The organism is Lamprobacter modestohalophilus (assembly GCF_016583905.1).
GTDB classification, from domain to species: Bacteria; Pseudomonadota; Gammaproteobacteria; order Chromatiales; family Chromatiaceae; genus Lamprobacter; species Lamprobacter modestohalophilus.
This window is the reverse complement of the sequence record NZ_NRRY01000013.1, coordinates 89,323-107,485: the sequence shown is the minus strand read 5'-3', so window position 1 is coordinate 107,485 and position 18,163 is coordinate 89,323. Positions and strand designations below refer to the sequence as shown.

Below are 18,163 nucleotides of genomic sequence, written 5' to 3'. Positions count from 1 at the left end.
GCACAGATGGATATTCGGCATGCACAACGACGTAAAGATATTGAGCGACATTACAGAGAAAATGATCCTGATAGCGCGAATGATACTGGTTGAGTCAGGGGCTCGGAATTAATCTAACAAAGTAGTATTAGGATGCAACAATCTTTTCCATTCCGCGCAAAAGCCTGAATCGCTGCGAGAGTATCGTTTTGATTTGCGCTGAGCATCGGAAGATGAGATATCATACGTCATTCCACCCTGGAATTAGTCCAAAAGATTCTTTGGCAATTGCTCATCAGAGAAATCGCAACGAGAATTAACAACAGCCTGTAAGATTCCAAGCATCTCAGATAAATCAAGATCTGAGGCATTTACCGCGTCTGTCCCTGTCCTTGTCTTTGCATCGCTCAAACCATGTGTCAGCGGAAGCGCATTGCGAACATTGTTCTTTAGTTTACGAAATATCCGTGCTTTTTCTACTAGTCCGAGTTGCATCATCAATTCCAGTGATGCATCAGTATCTGGAAAATGCTCGGACGAACTCTGTCTACCAACACACTCAAAGCTATAGAATGGTTGTCCCTTGCGCATCCCTTTCTTTCTTTTACTTAGCAACAACCCGCCCCCGAGATCATTTACAAGAAGCCAATCTTTTTCACCATCGCCAAGATCTACAACCTTGCAACACCAGACGCGCAGATCGTTCATACAAGAAAAAAGGATTAAAAAAGCGACATTGAGTTGTAAACCATCATCCAATTCTCGACTAAAAGGACTAAAAGCCCGATCAAGAAGTGCATGAAGTGACTTTGCTTTATCGTTAAGGATTTTACCTTGCCTTAGATCGCTGTCCTGCACCTGCCGTGCGATAGAGTATAAGCCTTCTATCCACGGTCGTGTTCGATCAGACCATTCCAGAATCACACGCGTCTTTTGAAACAGATCCAACACATTTTGAGCGGCAAGCCTTAAGTTAACTGCTTGCTCTGGAGATTCCTTCACCCAATATCCCTGAATGCCCTCTCTTAGCAGAGGCTCAAGAATCCATGTCTTGTTAGATGCAGTCGCTGCAAGAATGGGGATTGTTGGGGATTCCCTTCGAAACTGTTGTGCCAAAATCACACCCGTCGGAATATAACTACTACCGGTAGCCATCTGCTCATCTTTGGGATTAAGGCGCACATCCAAGACAATTAGTGCTATCTCCTTTGAAAACCTCTCAATAGCCTCATCTACAGATACGGCCCACAGAAGAGACATACGAGGATGCTTGGAATCAAACATTACCTCATAGACGTCACGCCAACCTTCTTCCAGACGATCCTCTACCACGAGAATCTTTCTCTCAAACTGATGATCAAATAATCTATTCTGTAACCAGGATCGCTCAGACCTGAGTGAATCAAGCATTTTTTTTGGTAATTTATCCTCAATATCATTAGCAAGACGCTTGAGATAGGGCTCTTCAAACATTCTTTTCTCTACAGATTCCCGCCGCGTTGCCAAAGAAGGATCAACCTGTTCGAGCACACGGAGAAATACATAGGGACTCCAACGATTTGCTTGGTCGTGCCTCCCTTCGGTGAACTTTGGCCTGCTCAACTCTTTCGCAAGAAATTCCTGTACAGCAATGTCCTTGGGTGCAACTGAAGTAATCCACCCCGGCATTTTGTCTGGAGGAATTAACACCACTCCAATATTCCTGAGACTCTGATCAGTTACTTCAAATTTATCGCAAAATCGATAGTAACGATCTTCGTCAAAAAACCGTATTTTAATCGGCAGCAAATGCAGGCATTTAGTTTTCTCTAAACGTAACTGTAGGAGTAAGAGCCATACTTCGTACTTCAATCCACTTACAAAATCAGGAACCACGATACCATCAGCATTTGGAAACGACTCAACTAACATTCGACATGTTGCATCGTAATAAACAGGCATACGAAAGCCTTTCTTACCTTTAACAAAACTAACTCGATAACCTGGCTCATCTGGCTCATTCTCAAGATAGATCCACACAGTCTTTCTGCCCCTCCACAACAATTTTATCGATTAACTTTGCTAAATTTTTCTGCAGAAATATTGAAGAAACATAAAAAAGCCCTTCATCCGTTACACAGTCTTCCGTTTTATTACCACTAGAGAAAACGATGATGCGTGTCTGATCATCAAAGACCAATTCGTTTGTTTCAACTTCCGGGTTACTTTCATGAATCAGAACCAAATCAAGATCAAGCTTCTCATAACTAGCTCTATCGATTCTCGCAACAGCTTTTATATCAACATTTTTTAAAGCCCGCCATCGTTTAACATTTTCATCGCGTCTTCGATCGTTGTTGTCGATCAACAACACGCGTATTTTTTGTTGCGGAGCGTTTTCCGGAACAGAGTCTATTACTTCAACGCCATGGATTGACTCATCGATTTCGTCATTGTCGTTTGGAAATACGATGATATGTGAGAAACTCAGCTTATGCTCATTCGATATCAGCGCTGCCTTACCGGTAAGCATATCGATGCGATACTCACGGCCATCTTCAAATGTTGAACAGATCCAATATCCTGCTATTCCGAATAGTTCACGCGCAGCGCGGCTCAGCTTACCATGTGCGAAATTCCGACTCGGACGACACAATAGAGGATGATGAAGAGGCCCTGTTACTCGAATCTGAAAACATCTTCGATGAGTTATCCTTGTATCTACACTGATTCCATCGCTTTCACTATTGACGTACATAGAGTGAAAAATATCAATCAGCGCGATCCTTAAAGAAGGAACGACAGTGTATTGCTTGCTTGGCATCTTTTGGTGCATCACCAAGGATAGCGACTTTATTTCTTTTCTATTTGCCTGGCGTTGGCCAGCCTCATGAGCATCTTTGAGAAGCTGAAAAATATACGTTCCATCTGCCGCTCGATCAGAGTTTGACAGTCGAGTCTCTAGCTTAAATGTCTTAATTACAGGCTCAAGCCGAATATCACCAAAATTGTCTAGCGAAGCATTTTCACCATCTTGTAACACTATGTTTCGAAGCGCATCTGATACTGGATCAATAATTTTCCTAAGCCGTATTGGAAGCCAATAGTAGTAGGGTTCGTAATTCTCTGCCAGAACCTCAAGCAACTTTGCTGGAGTGTTTGCATGTCCATCATCTCCGTAATGTGTTAAAATACCAAGATTCTTGCCTTGCGTATTTTTGATTCCGCACAAGACTTGGCGAGTCCACCGATAATCAACTGGCGGATATGACGCGTATTTCAGAGCCTGCTCTTTATCTGTTACAAAATCTCGGCCGCAAACCCACCAGTAGCGAATATCCCTCTTCGATTCGTTTTCAAGAAACACCTTTAGATCTGATAAATTATTAATTCTATCTAGCGCCTTACAAACTTTCCGTCCATCTCCAGATTGCTGCCATGACTCAAGCTTAGATTTTCTTACTTCTTTTATGCGGCGATCCCATTTTGATTCTTGATCAAAAGATGAATACTGTTTCATCATGCGGACGATTGCTCGCGCGCATTTTTTAGGTCCATTACCAAGTCCGTTGTTACGAGGGTCTATAACACAACTGTGAAAGCGTTTTAGCAACCGCTTGTAGAGAATGACACGCTTGAACTTAATTTGACGTTCTTGCTGCCCATTTGCGTTGACTACTTGCCCCACAAAGGCAAAGCGACCAAGCAAATGCCTGAGGAAAAGATCGACGGCCTCATCCTTACTGTAAGCCCGAGACCCAAGACGATATCCCTCGCCTACCAGTTCGAATTCTAGACGTGAAATTTTCGGATTATTGGCACCAAACAGCTTTCCTTTGACGAGCTGCTTTTCAATCCCCTCTTTTTCCATGTTATGCAGAATTGCTCTAAGGCTATTGATGTATTTGCGCGGAACATTGAGCCCATCGTTTACAACAATTCCAGTTACAATTTGGCGATCAGATGGCCTCAGCACTCGAGTCTTTTCACTGTTTACCTTAAATCCTTCGCTTTCAACAATCCCAGAAACCTCAGTGATTAATTGCGGAATTTCTAGCCGGCGAACATCATTTGTTGAAAATGTCAGGTCATCTGCATATCGCGTGAAATTGCATCGATGATTGCGGGCAACGGAAGCAAGTCGTTTATCCATGCGTCGACAGATCACGTTCGCGATGTAAGGACCCATAGCGCCCCCTTGAGGAAGGATTCCAGCTTCCTCTTGTGACAAACATGAAATCTGCGCAAGTGTTTTCGCTACTTCGTAACCGAAGCTAAACGGAGGCTTCTGAAACATTCCGACAACCCGACCATAATGAATGGTCGGGAAAAAGTCCAGCAGGTCAAGTTTTATTACGAGTTTTTTGTTAGTGTGGTGACGGGCGTTGGTAATAATACTCCGCTCAGGCACAAATCCATGCGCACGAGGGCTTGGTGGATAGTCTGTTTGCAACTTATCTAATGCCATCCTCTGCAGCGATTTTAGTTCACCTGAAATAGCATGCAGTTTGCGCTCGCCCCCCGAAGCCTTCGGAATCATTTTTACCTTGTAAAAGCGGCTGCGATTTCCGGCATAGAGTATGTTATTTAGTTCGCCTAATGGCAACCCGATATAATCTGCGAGATCTTTCCTTGAATTTAGACTGCTTGGTGTAGTGGTGAACTCCATTTTAAATATCGGTTGGATTTCTCTGCGTTGAAAAGGTGGAGCTGACCAGCAAGTACTGCTTTCACTGTCGGATGTGTGCTGTGTTGCTGCTTTTGCAGCTTTGTTTTGCAAGACCTGAGAAAAGGTTAGGCTTGCATAAACCCATGCGTTACGTCATGGGCAAGGTCTACTTTCGCTGGACAGCTCCCAAAGGGTGAGGCGAGATTTTGGCAGTTTTCACCGCGCTGTTTTAGTTTTTCGGTTACATTTTAACTCTCCACGTTACGTCATAGCTTTTTATACGCGATAACAGCAAGATCGGTCTAGGCTGTATGCGCAATCTTGACTTGCTCAGCATCAATTCCCGATGTCCGTATAAACAGATTAAGCAATCCTTTGCGTTCAAGGTACCGGCTTACGTCTCTGCGCTGCACCTCTGCGGGATACGTAAATGCAAGCATCTCCGCCAACCTCTGCTGTTCCTGTGCCGTCAGCTCTGACTCTTGTGAATCCGGCGAATCGAGCCGGTGTACAACAGGCGCCCCAGCACGTCGTCGCGCGTCACGAACCGCTGCGATGCGTTGAATCGGGGTCGGCTCCATTACCCGCTTCACGAAGCGTTCCGCAACAGCCTGCAATGCGGGCTTAGGTGTTTGGTTACCTTGGGCATAGTGCTTCACCAACAGGGGTCTGTCACGGCGAAGGTCGACCTCGAAGGTCGACAATATCTTGCCGGTCGCTCGCTCTCGGATCGAGAACAGCGCACTGTCTCCGGTCAAGCACTTCACGGCATAGCTGGCGACACAGTGCTCCTGCTCGCGCCCTTCTAACTCCAGCGCCTGATGGCTAGTCAACTCGATGACCCTATAGTTGCCGTGACTGTAACCTGCTGCTCCCCCGACAACTGGAAGCCAGTCCAAGCTAGCAGCCGCCTCTGCGCCACGGAGGCCCAACCGCTCCAAACTGAACTGCCGATAGGCATCGCGCCACTGCAAGGCCATTTGCGCTAGACGCCGCAAGCCGACTTGACCAAACCAGGCTGCAAAGAAGGCCAGCGGGGGGTCTTCCGCAACGTCAGCGGGCTGACCGCGCTTCGCCAACTCAGCCTTCAACGCTGGATAGACACTATAGCGATAGGTCGCACGGGCAAATGCGTAGATGGCATCGAAATCCAGCGCTGCGCCTAACTTGTTGGCTAACACTCGTTGACCCTGCCCCCAGCCCTGGGCAAACGGCGCTGCGAGTTCAAGCACATCACGTTGAAGTACGCACGCGAGATCGACTAGTGGCTGCCAAAGTTCCTGGAAGACGCGATGGTCGTCATCGCTCTTTGGGAGATATTCCGCTGGAAGTTGATCGAGCTGGCGCAGCATCGTACTGCGATGATCCTGGCCGATCCTCGCGGGCTCGAAATGACGACAATGCTGGATCGTGCGCGGGCGAATCTGATGGACCTCGGCAAGTGTGCGCAACAGCGGCACACCCCGGTCAACCTCTCGACGCAGCCGCCAATCGTCACGCAGTGCCTGACTGAAGAATGGGAAGCTATGCGCTGCCTGAAGTCGGTTGCGATCAGGGTTGCCCGCAGCGTCCAGATAGAAGTTATAGGTCGTCCAATTGCCATGACCTTCATGTCGCAGAATGGCCAAGGTGTCAGCGTTCAAGCCCTTGGAGAACGCCTCAATAGCGGTTTGCAGAATGGCATGCTCGACCCGCGCCAGAAGGCCGAGCGTGGTGGCTTGATGGGTCGATACAGAAGCTCCGCCCTGTGCCTGAGTTCTGAGCACACGTGCAGCAAGGGAGTTGGCTAAAGCGCTTATCCAGTCGGAGTCAGGCTCAAGCACTGGCTTGCCGTGCAACACCGCTCCACCGACTTGAGCCGGGCTGCAACGACGATCTTGTCCGTACAAGAAGAGTTTTCGGTTGTCTTGCTCGACCAGCCACAGTGCTCGCTGCATCCCCAAGGCATCCGCATCACCAACCGGAGATCCGAGGTTGATCAGGAGTGCCTGGCGCACACCGGGAATATCTCCGTTTCGATACAAGCAAGCACGATACTCGCGCAACAGTCCGCTCTGGAACAAACGGCGAAGCAGCGCCGCAGCCGCGCGGTTGCTGGAATCATCACCGATCACCCGATGCGTCCAATGCGGAAAAACGTCGCCTTGCTGATCCATCCTGCACCCATGTTGCTTGCTGTCGAGCAGACATGAGCAGGGACCGTGCCATCATGGCTTGAGGTCATATTTTTTGAGCCAGTTTGTTAGCGTCGTGGGATTTCCGAAGCCGAGCAGCTGGGCAGCGCGGGTCTTATTGCCCTGCGCTACCGCTAAGGCACGTTCCAGATAATGCCGCTTAACATCATCGAGAAGCCTTTCTAGATCAAAGTCTTCGCCAAGTTCTCGCCCGAGGATTGAGAGGCTACCATCAGCACTTTGGGGTCCTGGCAGCAGCGCATCGCGCGCGTCATCGAGATCGATCGTCGGGCCTGGCGTCCAAACCGCAGCGCGGCGCAGTGTGTTCAGCAGTTCGCGGATATTGCCGGGCCAAGCGTGCTCAAGCAAAAGTTTTCTTGCAGTCACCGAAAGTTTCTTTGGCTCATAGCCGGGCTCGGTCTCGCTCTCGCGGTTGATCTGATCCAGAAGACGATCCAACAGTAAGGCGACATCGCCATCGCGCTCGCGGAGTGGTGGCAGGACGATGACCGCAACGGCTAGACGATAGAACAGATCTTCGCGGAAACGACTGCTGCTGACCTCTTGGCTGAGGCTGCGATTGGTCGCGGCGATGATGCGCACATCGACACGGATGGATCGTGTCGCGCCAACGCGAGTGATCTCGCCTTCCTGGAGCGCGCGCAGAAAGCGCACCTGGGCAGGCTTGGATAGCTCTCCGATCTCATCCAAGAACAGCGTTCCGGTATCGGCCGCCTCGAAGACGCCTTGGCGAGCACTGATCGCGCCGGTGAAGGCGCCTTTTTCGTGTCCAAACAGCTCGGACTCGATCAGGTCTGCCGCAATGGCACCGCAGTTCACAGTGACCATGGGCCGCTCGCAGCGTGGGCTTGCCTGGTGGATGGCTCGTGCGAGCAGTTCCTTGCCGGTGCCGGAATCGCCCTCGATCAAAACCGGTATCGAGCGCAGCGCAACACGGCGGGCACGAGCAACGACGCGCTGCATCACCGGACTCTGGTGGATGATCGCATCAAAGGCTGGCGCCGCAGGCGGAAGACCAGCGGTCAAACGTGTCAGCTCGTCATCCGATCGGCGCAGCAAATCCGGAATGAAATCAGCGGCCATCTGAAATGGGATCGAGACAGAACGTACCCCATATCGAATCGATGACTCGATCAACTCAGCGGGAAAGCGAGTCTTGGCGAGGATGATCCAGACTGCGGCCATCGCTGGCGTGCCTGGGCTGAGGTGAAAGGTCAGCTCAGGCGGGCTGGATCGGGCCTTGATCGTCTCGGCAATGATGCGACGAGCTTCCCGATAGATGGCGTCGAAGTTGGTGGGGCTGTCCAGCTTAACCGAGTGCACTGTGATGGGCGTCTGGTTACGCTGCCGAAGCCAATCGAGATAGGCCTGCGCTTCAGTGGCGCTGTAGTCGCAGATCAGCGCCAGGTGGCTGAACCGACTCGTGTCTAGGGCTTGCGCGACCGGACCAGTGCCCACCGTATCGGCTTCCTCAATGGCGCGTAGATCAGTGCGACCAAGCCAGCTGAAAAGGAGTCTGTCCATCTGAGTCTCGTTGGCATCTCTAAGCACAGGATGAGAGCAACGGCCAAACCGTCAAGCAAGCCATGGTCGAGGTGCCTAACTTATTGATGACCGATTTGATGACCGATGGTCTAGTAGCGCGATAGTGTGGACCCATTCCTACACCCGAGTCTCCCCCAACCACAGGGGGGCCCGATCAACGAGGCCGCTCGATGACAGAAAACGCCCGATCCGCCGACATCCGTTGGCAACAACGGCTGAGCAATTATCTGCGTGCGCTGGCACAACTCGAAGAGGCCGTGCAGTTGCGCGAGCAGCGGCCGCTCTCGCGCTTGGAGCAGCAGGGGTTGATCAAGGCCTTCGAATTCACCCAAGAGCTAGGCTGGAATCTGATGAAGGATTACCATGAATATCAAGGCAATCCAAACATCACCGGCTCGCGCGATGCGATTCGCGAGGCTTTCAAGCGCGGCCTGATCCTGGACGGCGATGGCTGGATGGCGACCATCCGCAGTCGTAACCTCTCGGCGCATACTTACGATGAGGCCCGCGCTAATCAGCTGACGCAGATCATCGCAGAGCGCTATCTGGCGTTGTTCCAGACCTTTGCCGAGCGCATGCAGTCGCTGATGGCGAGCCAAGATGACCGCTGACCAACCCTTCGGATTAGCACCCGGTGTCGTTTCCCAGCTCCGCGAACAGCTCGGCCGCACACCAGGTCTGCAACGCGCGGTCGTCTTTGGATCACGCGCCAAGGGCAACTATCGTCACGGCTCGGATATCGACATCGCGCTCTTCGGCCCAGCGCTGACTGAAGCGGATTTAGCGGCTCTGGAAGACCGCATCGACGACTTGCTGTTGCCCTATCAGATCGATCTCTGCCAGGTTGAATCTGTTCAGAATGTGGCTTTGCTCGCGCACATCGAGCGCGTCGGACAGCAGTTCTATCCGGCATCCTCAGGATAACCCGACTGCTCGACTGCGATACGACTGCTAGAATAGCGCCATGTTTGCCTAGCCCGGCCGCAAGGCCCCAGCCCTCCTGATGGACATACTCCTCGCGAATCCCCGCGGCTTCTGCGCCGGCGTCGATCGCGCCATCGAGATCGTCGAGCGCGTGCTCGAGCTCTATGGCGCGCCGATCTATGTGCGCCACGAGGTGGTGCATAACCGCTACGTGGTCGACGACCTGCGCAACCGCGGCGCGATCTTCGTCGATGACATCGGCGCGATCCCGAACGGCGCCACCTGCATCTTCAGCGCTCACGGCGTCTCGCAACAGGTCCGCGAGCAGGCCGCCGAACGCGGACTGCGTATCTTCGACGCCACCTGCCCACTGGTCACCAAGGTTCACCTCGAGGTCGCGCGCCACTGCAAGGCCGGCTTCGACGTGGTGTTGATCGGCCATCGCGGTCACCCCGAGGTCGAGGGCACGCTCGGCCAATGCCAGGCCGATGGCGGCCGCATGCATCTGATCGAGACCGCCGCTGAGGTCGCTGACCTGCTGGTCCAAGACCCGGATCGCGTCGCCTATGTGACCCAGACCACCCTGTCGGTCGATGACACCGCCGGCGTCATCGAGGCCTTGCGCGCACGCTTCCCGAACCTGACCGGTCCGAAAAAGAGTGATATCTGCTATGCCACGCAGAACCGGCAGGATGCGGTGCGCTCGCTCGCTGCCGAGGCCGATCTGATGCTGGTGGTCGGCTCGGCCAATAGCTCGAACTCGAACCGGCTGCGCGAGCTGGCCGAGAAGCAAGGCATCCCGGCCTATCTGATCGACGGTGCCGAGGACATCCAGCGCGACTGGCTGCGCGACGGCGCCCGGGTCGCGCTCACCGCCGGTGCATCGGCCCCAGAGCTGTTGGTTGAGCAGGTGACCGCCAAGCTCCAGGAATGGGGCGCTGGTGACGTCAAAGAACAATCCGGCATCCGCGAGCAAGTGGTGTTCGCCCTGCCTAAAGAATTACAGCCGACGGGTGCCGAGCCTCATATCGAGGCTGATGCCGAGCAGACGAACGTTTGACTATGAAGAAGATATTGATCATTGGTGGCGGTGTCATCGGCCTGATGACCGCGCGCGAGCTCAGCCAAGCCGGGGCCGAGGTGGCCCTGATCGAGATGGGCAGCACCGGCAAAGAGTCATCTTGGGCCGGTGGCGGCATCCTCTCGCCACTCTATCCCTGGCGCTATAGGGGAGCGGTGACGGCCTTAGCAAGCTGGAGCCAGCGCATCTATCCGGAGTTCTGCGAAGCGCTGTTTGAAGAGACAGGGGTCGACCCCGAATACAACCGCTCAGGGTTGATGATCCTGGACCCCGATGCGCCTGATCTGGCGCTGAACTGGGCCGAGACTGAACAGGCGCCGATCGAGGTCCTGGATCGTGCCGCGCTTGCCGAGAAGGAGCCCGGTCTCAACGTGGACACCGACGGCGCGCTCTGGATGCCCGAGGTCGCGCAGATCCGCAACCCGCGACTGACCAAGGCGCTGCACGCGAGCATCAGCAAGCGCGTCGAGATGCGAGAGCGCGAGGAGGTACTGGATCTGCAAGTCGAGGATGGTCGCGTGCGCGGCGTCACCACCACCAGCGGCGCCATCGAAGCCGAACATGTGATCGTCTGCACCGGCGCCTGGACCGCGCAGTTGCTCGAGAAGCTAGGGCGCAAGCCGGACATCCGCCCGGTGCGCGGACAGATGATCCTGTTCTATGCCAAGCCTGGACAGATTCGGCACCTGTCGCTCTACCGTGAACGCTATGTGATCCCACGCAAGGACGGCCGGGTGCTGATTGGCAGCACACTCGAGGAGGCCGGTTTCGAGAAGCGCACCACCGCCGAGGCCAAGGAAGAGCTGTATCGGGTCGCGACCGAGATGTTCCCGCTGCTCAAGCGCACGCCGATCGAGGATCACTGGGCCGGGCTGCGGCCGGGCTCCCCGAGTGGCATCCCCTATATCGGCCCTTACCCTGGCGCCGAAGGGCTCTATGTCAATGCGGGGCACTTCCGTAATGGCTTGGTCACAGGACCCGCATCGGCGCGTTTGATCGCCGATATCGTGCTCGAACGACAGCCAATCCTGCCGCCATCGGCCTACGCCTTGGATAGTCCGCGCACCTAAGGCGCATGGCGCGGCGCCATCTCGGCAGATGAATCGCGCGAGATTCACATTAAGCGCAGGCCGATAGCGTATGAAAAACCGCCGCTTGTTCAAGCAGGCGCCGAGCGACCCGTTGCGCGCACGGCTGTTCCGAGACCTGGTGCTGCTGATCCTGGTCACGGTCGGCGTATTAGCCACAGCCAGTGCGCTGCTCATCAACGACATCAAGCGCGACTTCGCAAAGGCCCGGCTTCAAGACGCCTCGGCGCTGGTGCGCGACGAGGTCAACGGACTGTTGCTGCCTGTCGCCCAGCAGCTGCTGATCCTGCGCGACGGCCTGCGCAATCGCGAGCTGACGCCGGCCGACGTCCAGGCACTGAATGAGCACTTGATGCCCGCATTGGCACACATGCGCCAGATCGCCGGAGCGGTGATGGCGGATGACGCCGGGCGCGAGTATTTCCTTCGCCTCGACGATGGGCGTTGGATCACGCGCGAGCGCCTGTCGACCTCTGATGCCGCAACCGGTAACGCAGCGGCCTCGGGGATCTCAGAGCGGATCTCAGAATGGCGCAACGACGATGACCGCATCAGCTCCCAGCAGCAGCCCAGCACCCACGACCCAAGACAGCGGCCCTGGTTCCAGGCCGCTGTCCAACAGCTGCAAGGCGATGGCGCAGAAGATGCCGAAATCGGAGAGCTAGGAGAACCAGGAGAGGCTGGAGAGGCTGGAGAGGCTGGAGAAGATAAAGAACCAGCAAAAGCGGTAAAAGCTGCAGAAGCCGCAGAATCTAGCTCCCGCCAAGACCAGCGAGCATTCCTCTCAGCGCCGGTGACCTGGAGCCTACCCTACCAATTCATCTCCCTCGACGAGCCGGGTATCACCGTCGCCACCGCCTGGCGTCAGCATGGGGAGCTGTTGGTCCTCGCGCTCGATGTCACCCTCGCCCGCATCTTAGCGACCATCGACCGGCTACATGCGGACGCCGCCGGCTATGGGTTCCTGTTCGACCGCGAGGGTGGTGTATATGCATCCTCACCCTCTTTTGCCTCTTCGCCTCAATATCAGAACGGGACCCAGGTCAGCGGCAACTCAAACCCCACACCGCCCGAAGAACACTTGGGCGTTGGCGTTGCCGCGAGCGGATTCGATAAGGTCGAGCAACGCCTTGGCAGCGCGACGACCTTCGCGGCCATTGCGGCTTGGCGCGCTGCCGGAGAGCCGGAAGATCGGCCAGTACGCTTTGAAAGCGGCGGACGCCATTGGTGGGCAGGGTTCGTCCCGCTGGAGCCGGTGAAGCGCAAAGCCTGGGTCGGGGTTGCCTACCCCAGCGCCGGTCCACTTGGACTGCTGCAACAACGCTGGCCGCTGTTTGCGGGCAGTGCGTTGGCAATCTTGGCGCTCGGCATCGGTCTGGCGCTGCTGGTCGTGCGACGCTACAGCCATCAGCTGCGTGAGCTGCCGAAGCTCAGTATCGACTCGAGCCAACCCGACACTGAGCTCTACGACCTCATCGGCCGCGGCGAGAGTGCGCATCTCGAGTTCAAGTCGACCATGCGCTTGAATCTGCGCAGCGGCAAGAACGACAAGGCGATCGAGCTGGCCTGGCTCAAGGGTGTTGCCGCCTTCCTCAACAGCCAGGGCGGGATTCTGTTGCTGGGTGTCGCCGACGATGGCGAGGTGCTCGGGCTTGCTGGTGACGGTTTCGCCAATGACGACAAGTGCTTGCTGCACTTCAAGAATCTCGTCAACCAGCATCTCGGCGCAGAGGCGATGCGCCATCTCCGCTTCAGGCTGTTCACGCTCGACGACAAGCAGATCGGCGCCATCGAGTGCGAGCCCGCCGAGACCCCTGTTTATCTTCGCCCGGGCAACGGCGAATCGTTCCTGATCCGTACTGGGCCATCGAACAGCGAGCTGCCGATCAGCCGCGCACTGGGCTACATCGAAAGCCGCTTCTGAGGTAGGTGGCTTCCTGACCACCCGCTAACTAGGCGCCTGGGCGCCTTGCCTCAGCTCGCCTCAGACTCAGATTTCGTCTCGGGCGGGATCTGCTGGCGGTGCGGTGCGATCAGTTCGCCGATCTTGTCGCCAATCCACTGGAACATCACATAGAGACCCGGGATCACCAGGATGCCGAAGATGGTTGCGGCCACCATGCCGCCAAGCACGGTGAAGCCCAGGTGAATCCGCGAGTTGGCACCGGCCCCCGTCGCCAATACCAGCGGCAACAGGCCGATGATGAACGCGAGCGCGGTCATTAACACCGCCCGGAAACGCATGCGGGCACCGGCTAACGCGGCCTCGAAGCGGCTCTTGCCATCCTCGCGCTGCTCCTTGGCAAACTCGACGATCAGGATCGCGTTCTTCGCCGCCAAGCCAATCAGTAGGATCAGGCCAATCTGGGTATAGAGGTCGTTATCGAGTCCCACTACCCAGAGCGTCAGCAGCGATCCGAGCACGGCGATAGTCACCGAACTCAGCACGGCAAATGGAATTGCCCAACTCTCGTAGAGCGCGACCAGGAACAGATAGCCGAACAACACCGCAAGCCCGAAGATCGCGGCCTGGCTGCCGGCCCCTTGCGCGGCCTCCTGAAAAGACATCCCCGTCCACTCATAAGCGTAGCCATCGGGCAATGATTGTTTCGCCGTCGCTTCCATCGCCGCCATCGCCTCGCCGGTCGATTTTCCAGGTGGCGCGCTGCCATTGATCGTCGCGGTCAGAAACTGGTTATAACGGAAGATCAGGTCTGCCCCCAACTCATTGCGGATATCAGCCAGCACTTCAATCGGGATCATCTCGCCGCTATTGGAGCGTACATAGGTCGAGCCAATATCAGCAGACGCGGAGCGCGCGTCTTGCTCCGCCTGGAGATTGACCTGGAAGGTGCGCCCCAGATAGGTGAAGTTGTTCACATAGGTGCTGCCGAATACCGACTGCATGGTGTTGAACACCGCCGACACCGGCACATCCATGTACTGAGCTTGGGTTCGATCGAGGTCCAGATAGAGACGTGGTGTATTCGCATTGAAGGTCGAGTAAGCGCTGGCGATATCCGGGCTTTGATTGGCCGCGGCGACATAACCCTTCAGCACCTGCGTGAGATCCTGAGGAGATTGGCCACCGAGTGCCTGCAACTGCAAGGCGAAGCCACCGGCGTTACCGAGACCCGGGATCGGCGGCGGCGGGAAGAGCAGGATATTCGCAGCCGGGATCGCGTTGGCCTGGCCGCCGATGCGCTCGATCAGGCCCCGGATCTGGGTCTCGGGTGTCGTGCGCTCGTCCCAAGGCTTGAGTACGATGACCGCAAGACCGGAGTCCGATGACGGCGAGCTGGTCAACAAGCTATACCCAGCCACCGAGAGCACGCTCTCCACGCCTTCGGTCTTCGCGGCAATATCGCGCACCTGAGCCAACACGTCGCTGGTTCGCGGCAGCGAGGCACCCGCCGGCAAGCTGACATCGACGTAGATGACGCCCTGATCCTCGTTGGGCAGAAAGCCACTCGGTAGCCGATCGAGAATGAACGCCGAGGCGCCACCCGCAACCAAGATGATGATGCCGGCGACCGCTGAACGCCGGGCAATCAGAGAGACCACTTTCACGTAGCCGTCGCGGGTAGAGTCGAGCCCAGTGTTGAACCATTTAAAGGGACCACGGTGCGACTCCTTGGGTGTACCAAGGAAGAGCGAGGTCAGCACCGGCGATAAGGTCAAGGCGTTGAGCGCCGAGATCGCAACGGCGGCCGAGATGGTCACCGCAAACTGCCGGAACAGCTCACCGGAGATGCCGGGGATGAACGCAACCGGAGCGAAGATCGCGAACAGGACCAGGGTGGTCGAGATGATCGGCCCAGTCACCTGTTGCATCGCCTTCAAGGTGGCCGCACGCCGGTTCAACCCCTCTTCGACCATGATGCGCTGGACGTTTTCAACCACAACGATGGCATCATCCACGACCAAGCCGATCGCCAACACCACTGCAAACAGACTGATGGTGTTCGCCGAAAACCCAGCCGCAAGCAACACGATAAAGACACCGATCAGCGACACCGGGATGGTGACCGCAGGCACGATGGTCGCACGCAGATCCTGCAGAAAGAGGTACACCACGAGCAGCACGATCACCGCAGTGATCGCAAGCGTTATGGTGATCTCGTGGATCGAGGCGGTGACGAATAGGGTCGAGTCGTACATGATCTCAGCGCCGACCCCATCCGGAAAGCGTGCCTTGAGCTTCTCCAACTCGGCGCGGACGCCATTGGCCACCCCAAGCGCATTGGCACCAGGCGCCTGATAGATCGCGATGCCCGCGGCTGGCTTGCCATTGAACTTCGTCACCGCCGTGTAGGACTGGGAGCCGAGCTCGACCTTAGCGATATCGGAGACCCGCACAATGGCGCCATCATCGCCGGTCCGCACCACGATCTGGCCGAACGCTTCTGGGGTAATCAACTGCCCTTCGGTGACAATCGTGAACTGCGAGACCTGATCATCGCCAATGGGCGGCGCGCCGACCGAGCCGAGGGCGGCCTGGATGTTTTGCTCTTGAATGGCTTGTTGCACATCCTGCGGCGAGATCCCAAGCGCCGCCATCCGCGTCGGCTGCAGCCAGATGCGCATCGAGTAGTTGAGCGGACCAAACTGATTCGCTTCACCCACACCCGTCACACGCGCCAGTTCATCCTGAATGTTGATGGTCGCAAAGTTCGATAGGAAGAGCGCATCCTTGCTTTCATCGGGCGAGTAGACCGCCACCACCAACAACAGATTGGTTGACTGTGCCTGCACGGTGACACCGAGCGACTGCACCTCGGGTGGCAGCAAGGCCAGGGCTTGCGAGACCCGGTTCTGGGTATTGACCTGAGCAATATCCGAGTCGGTGCCGACCTCGAAGGTGACCGTGAGTGTGTAGGTGCCGGCGCTAGAGGCCACCGAGGACATATAGATCATGTCCTCGACGCCATTGACTTGTTGTTCGATCGGGCTGCCAACGGTATCGGCGATGGTCTGGGCATCAGCGCCAGGATAGCTGGCCGTGACCTGCACCACAGGCGGCGTGATGTTTGGATACTGCGCCACCGGGATGCCAAAGATCGCCAGCAAGCCGGAGATCACCAGCACGATGGAGACGACGGCCGCCAGCCGCGGCCGCTCGACGAAGGTCTTAGAGATCATTTCGAGTCGCTCGCGCCATGACTGTTAGCTGACGCCGCAGAGCCGGATGCGCCAGAAGCGCTCGAGTTCGCTGCGCTCGTTGAATCACCAGACGCGCTAGAACCGTTAGAGGCGTCGCCGCCACTCTGACTGTCAGCTGCGCTATTGCCCTCGGCCGCGCTCTTATTGTTGGCCGCACTCTTGCCCTCGGCGGCGCCCTTACCTCCAGCTTCGCTCTCTTTTACTGGCGTCACCTCCATGCCCGGTTTGACCTTTTGCACGCCTGAGACGATGACGATCTCTCCGGTTTGCAGACCAGATGTGACGGCATAGCCGGTGCCAACCTGAATGCCGGTCTTGATGGTGCGTTGCTCAACGCGATTGTCTTTGCCAACCAAGTAGACCTGCTCGCCATCGCGGGTGCGGAGAATCGCCGAGGCCGGCACCACCGGCTCCTGTTTGGTCTCAGCCGAGCGCACCACCGCGGTCACGAACTGGCCGGGCAGTAGCAGCCGATCCGCATTCGGAAAGTCGGCGTAGATCGGAATCGTCCCGGTGGCCGGATTGACTTGGTTGTCGGCGAAAGAGACCTTGCCTTTCTGGTCATAGGTCTTGCCGGTTGGCAGGATCAGCTCGGGAACGAACAGATCCCGCGCATGGTCGGCTCCGTCGTCAGCAACCTTCTCTTGAATACGCACGAAATCGGCACTTGGAATCGAGAACACGGCGCGGATTGGATCAAGCTGCACCACCGTGGCCAAGGTGCCGCTGCTCGGGTTGACCAGGTTGCCTTGGGTGTACTTGGTCGCACCGATGCGGCCGGCGATCGGGCTGGAGATGGTGGTATAGCCGAGATTGATCTTGGCTTGATCAATCGCAGCCTGCGCCTGTTTGATACTGGCATGAGCGCTCTCAACGTTCGCCTGCGCCTCGTCGCGTTGCGCCTTGGCGCGGTCGAAGTTGGTCTGCGAGGTGTCGCCTTTTTTCACGAGCGCCGCAAAGCGCTCGAAATCGGCCTGTTTGTCTTCCAGGGTTGCCTTAGCGCTCGCCAATGACGCCTGTGCGGTCGCCAACTGGCCTTCGGCACTCGCCAAGGCGGCCTGATACTGATCCTGTTCGATCTGGTAGAGCAGCTGGCCGGCCTCGACTGTGCGCCCCTGTTCAAACGCGACCTGATCCAAGAAGCCCTCGACCCGCGCCCGCACATCGACCGACTGGATGGCCTTGATGGTGCCAATGTAGCGACGCTCGTCGGCGACATCTTGCAGCTCGATAGCCGCAACCACGACCGAGGGCGGTGGTGCCTTTTCCGCACCTGCCTTGTCGTCCTTACCCCCCTTGCTCGAGCTGTCGTCGGTGGCAACAACGGCTCCAGTTGCAGCCAGAAGCACAGTTCCGAGAAACAACGACCAGACCAGCGAACGCTTCCGCAGCAGGCCTCTGATCGCGATCAATGGACGATCGCCTGGCTGTTTGTCATCCCCATCGATCAGCGCGCATCCGGCGCCTGATCCAGGTTGCGATTGCGTCCGACTCATCAGTGCTGACTCCTCAAGATAGAAACTGTAGCAAGGTCGAAGAA

The 18,163-nt window shown here is 56.3% G+C and carries 13 protein-coding genes; 7 read left to right on the top strand and 6 right to left on the bottom strand.

The genetic code is table 11. From position 1 onward, the window contains the following. Nucleotides 1–243: 243 nt before the first annotated feature. From CKO42_RS10130 to CKO42_RS10120, 3 genes are all read right to left on the bottom strand, one after another. On the bottom strand, nt 244–1,998 hold the full coding sequence (locus tag CKO42_RS10130; protein ID WP_200243119.1) for a DNA-binding transcriptional response regulator: 1,755 nt from the start codon (nt 1,996–1,998) through the stop codon (nt 244–246). Then, nucleotides 1,982–4,627: a reverse transcriptase domain-containing protein gene (locus CKO42_RS10125; RefSeq protein WP_200243116.1), complete on the bottom strand. Its 2,646-nt coding sequence runs from the start codon at nt 4,625–4,627 to the stop codon at nt 1,982–1,984. The genes CKO42_RS10130 and CKO42_RS10125 overlap by 17 nt, the downstream gene beginning before the upstream one ends. 302 nt (nt 4,628–4,929) lie before the next feature. Continuing rightward, nucleotides 4,930–5,979, bottom strand: coding sequence for a PcfJ domain-containing protein (locus CKO42_RS10120; RefSeq protein WP_200243113.1), 1,050 nt, complete (start codon nt 5,977–5,979; stop codon nt 4,930–4,932). A 9-nt stretch (nt 5,980–5,988) separates the two neighbouring features. Between CKO42_RS10120 and CKO42_RS10115 the strand changes: the two genes are divergently transcribed. Beyond that, on the top strand, nt 5,989–6,417 hold the full coding sequence (locus CKO42_RS10115) for a hypothetical protein (RefSeq protein ID WP_207148700.1): 429 nt from the start codon (nt 5,989–5,991) through the stop codon (nt 6,415–6,417). A 42-nt stretch (nt 6,418–6,459) separates the two neighbouring features. After that, entirely contained in the window at nt 6,460–6,819 is a 360-nt protein-coding gene (locus tag CKO42_RS10110) for a hypothetical protein (protein WP_200243107.1), read from the top strand. A gap of 15 nt (nt 6,820–6,834) precedes the next feature. Here the strand turns inward: CKO42_RS10110 and CKO42_RS10105 are convergent, their stop codons facing one another. After that, nucleotides 6,835–8,346: a sigma-54 interaction domain-containing protein gene (locus CKO42_RS10105; protein ID WP_200243105.1), complete on the bottom strand. Its 1,512-nt coding sequence runs from the start codon at nt 8,344–8,346 to the stop codon at nt 6,835–6,837. Nucleotides 8,347–8,537: 191 nt separating this feature from the next. Between CKO42_RS10105 and CKO42_RS10100 the strand changes: the two genes are divergently transcribed. From CKO42_RS10100 to CKO42_RS10080, 5 genes are all read left to right on the top strand, one after another. After that, entirely contained in the window at nt 8,538–8,978 is a 441-nt protein-coding gene (locus CKO42_RS10100) for a nucleotidyltransferase substrate binding protein (RefSeq protein WP_200243102.1), read from the top strand. Continuing rightward, on the top strand, nt 8,968–9,291 hold the full coding sequence (locus CKO42_RS10095; protein ID WP_200243100.1) for a nucleotidyltransferase family protein: 324 nt from the start codon (nt 8,968–8,970) through the stop codon (nt 9,289–9,291). The genes CKO42_RS10100 and CKO42_RS10095 overlap by 11 nt, the downstream gene beginning before the upstream one ends. Before the next feature lie 79 nt (nt 9,292–9,370). Then, nucleotides 9,371–10,351, top strand: coding sequence for a 4-hydroxy-3-methylbut-2-enyl diphosphate reductase (ispH, locus tag CKO42_RS10090; protein ID WP_200243098.1), 981 nt, complete (start codon nt 9,371–9,373; stop codon nt 10,349–10,351). A gap of 2 nt (nt 10,352–10,353) precedes the next feature. After that, nucleotides 10,354–11,442: a glycine oxidase ThiO gene (thiO, locus tag CKO42_RS10085; RefSeq protein WP_200243096.1), complete on the top strand. Its 1,089-nt coding sequence runs from the start codon at nt 10,354–10,356 to the stop codon at nt 11,440–11,442. Nucleotides 11,443–11,512: 70 nt separating this feature from the next. Beyond that, complete coding sequence (locus CKO42_RS10080; RefSeq protein WP_242479270.1) at nt 11,513–13,384, top strand: AlbA family DNA-binding domain-containing protein; 1,872 nt, start codon at nt 11,513–11,515, stop codon at nt 13,382–13,384. Between the two features lie 50 nt (nt 13,385–13,434). Here CKO42_RS10080 and CKO42_RS10075 read toward each other — a convergent pair whose 3' ends face one another. Both CKO42_RS10075 and CKO42_RS10070 read right to left on the bottom strand, forming a co-directional pair. Continuing rightward, nucleotides 13,435–16,602, bottom strand: a complete 3,168-nt coding sequence (locus CKO42_RS10075; protein WP_200243093.1) for an efflux RND transporter permease subunit — start codon at nt 16,600–16,602, stop codon at nt 13,435–13,437. Next, the gene (locus tag CKO42_RS10070; protein ID WP_200243091.1) at nt 16,599–18,119 is read right to left on the bottom strand and encodes an efflux RND transporter periplasmic adaptor subunit; all 1,521 of its coding nucleotides are present in this window, start codon (nt 18,117–18,119) and stop codon (nt 16,599–16,601) included. The genes CKO42_RS10075 and CKO42_RS10070 overlap by 4 nt, the downstream gene beginning before the upstream one ends. Between the last annotated feature and the right edge of the window lie 44 nt (nt 18,120–18,163).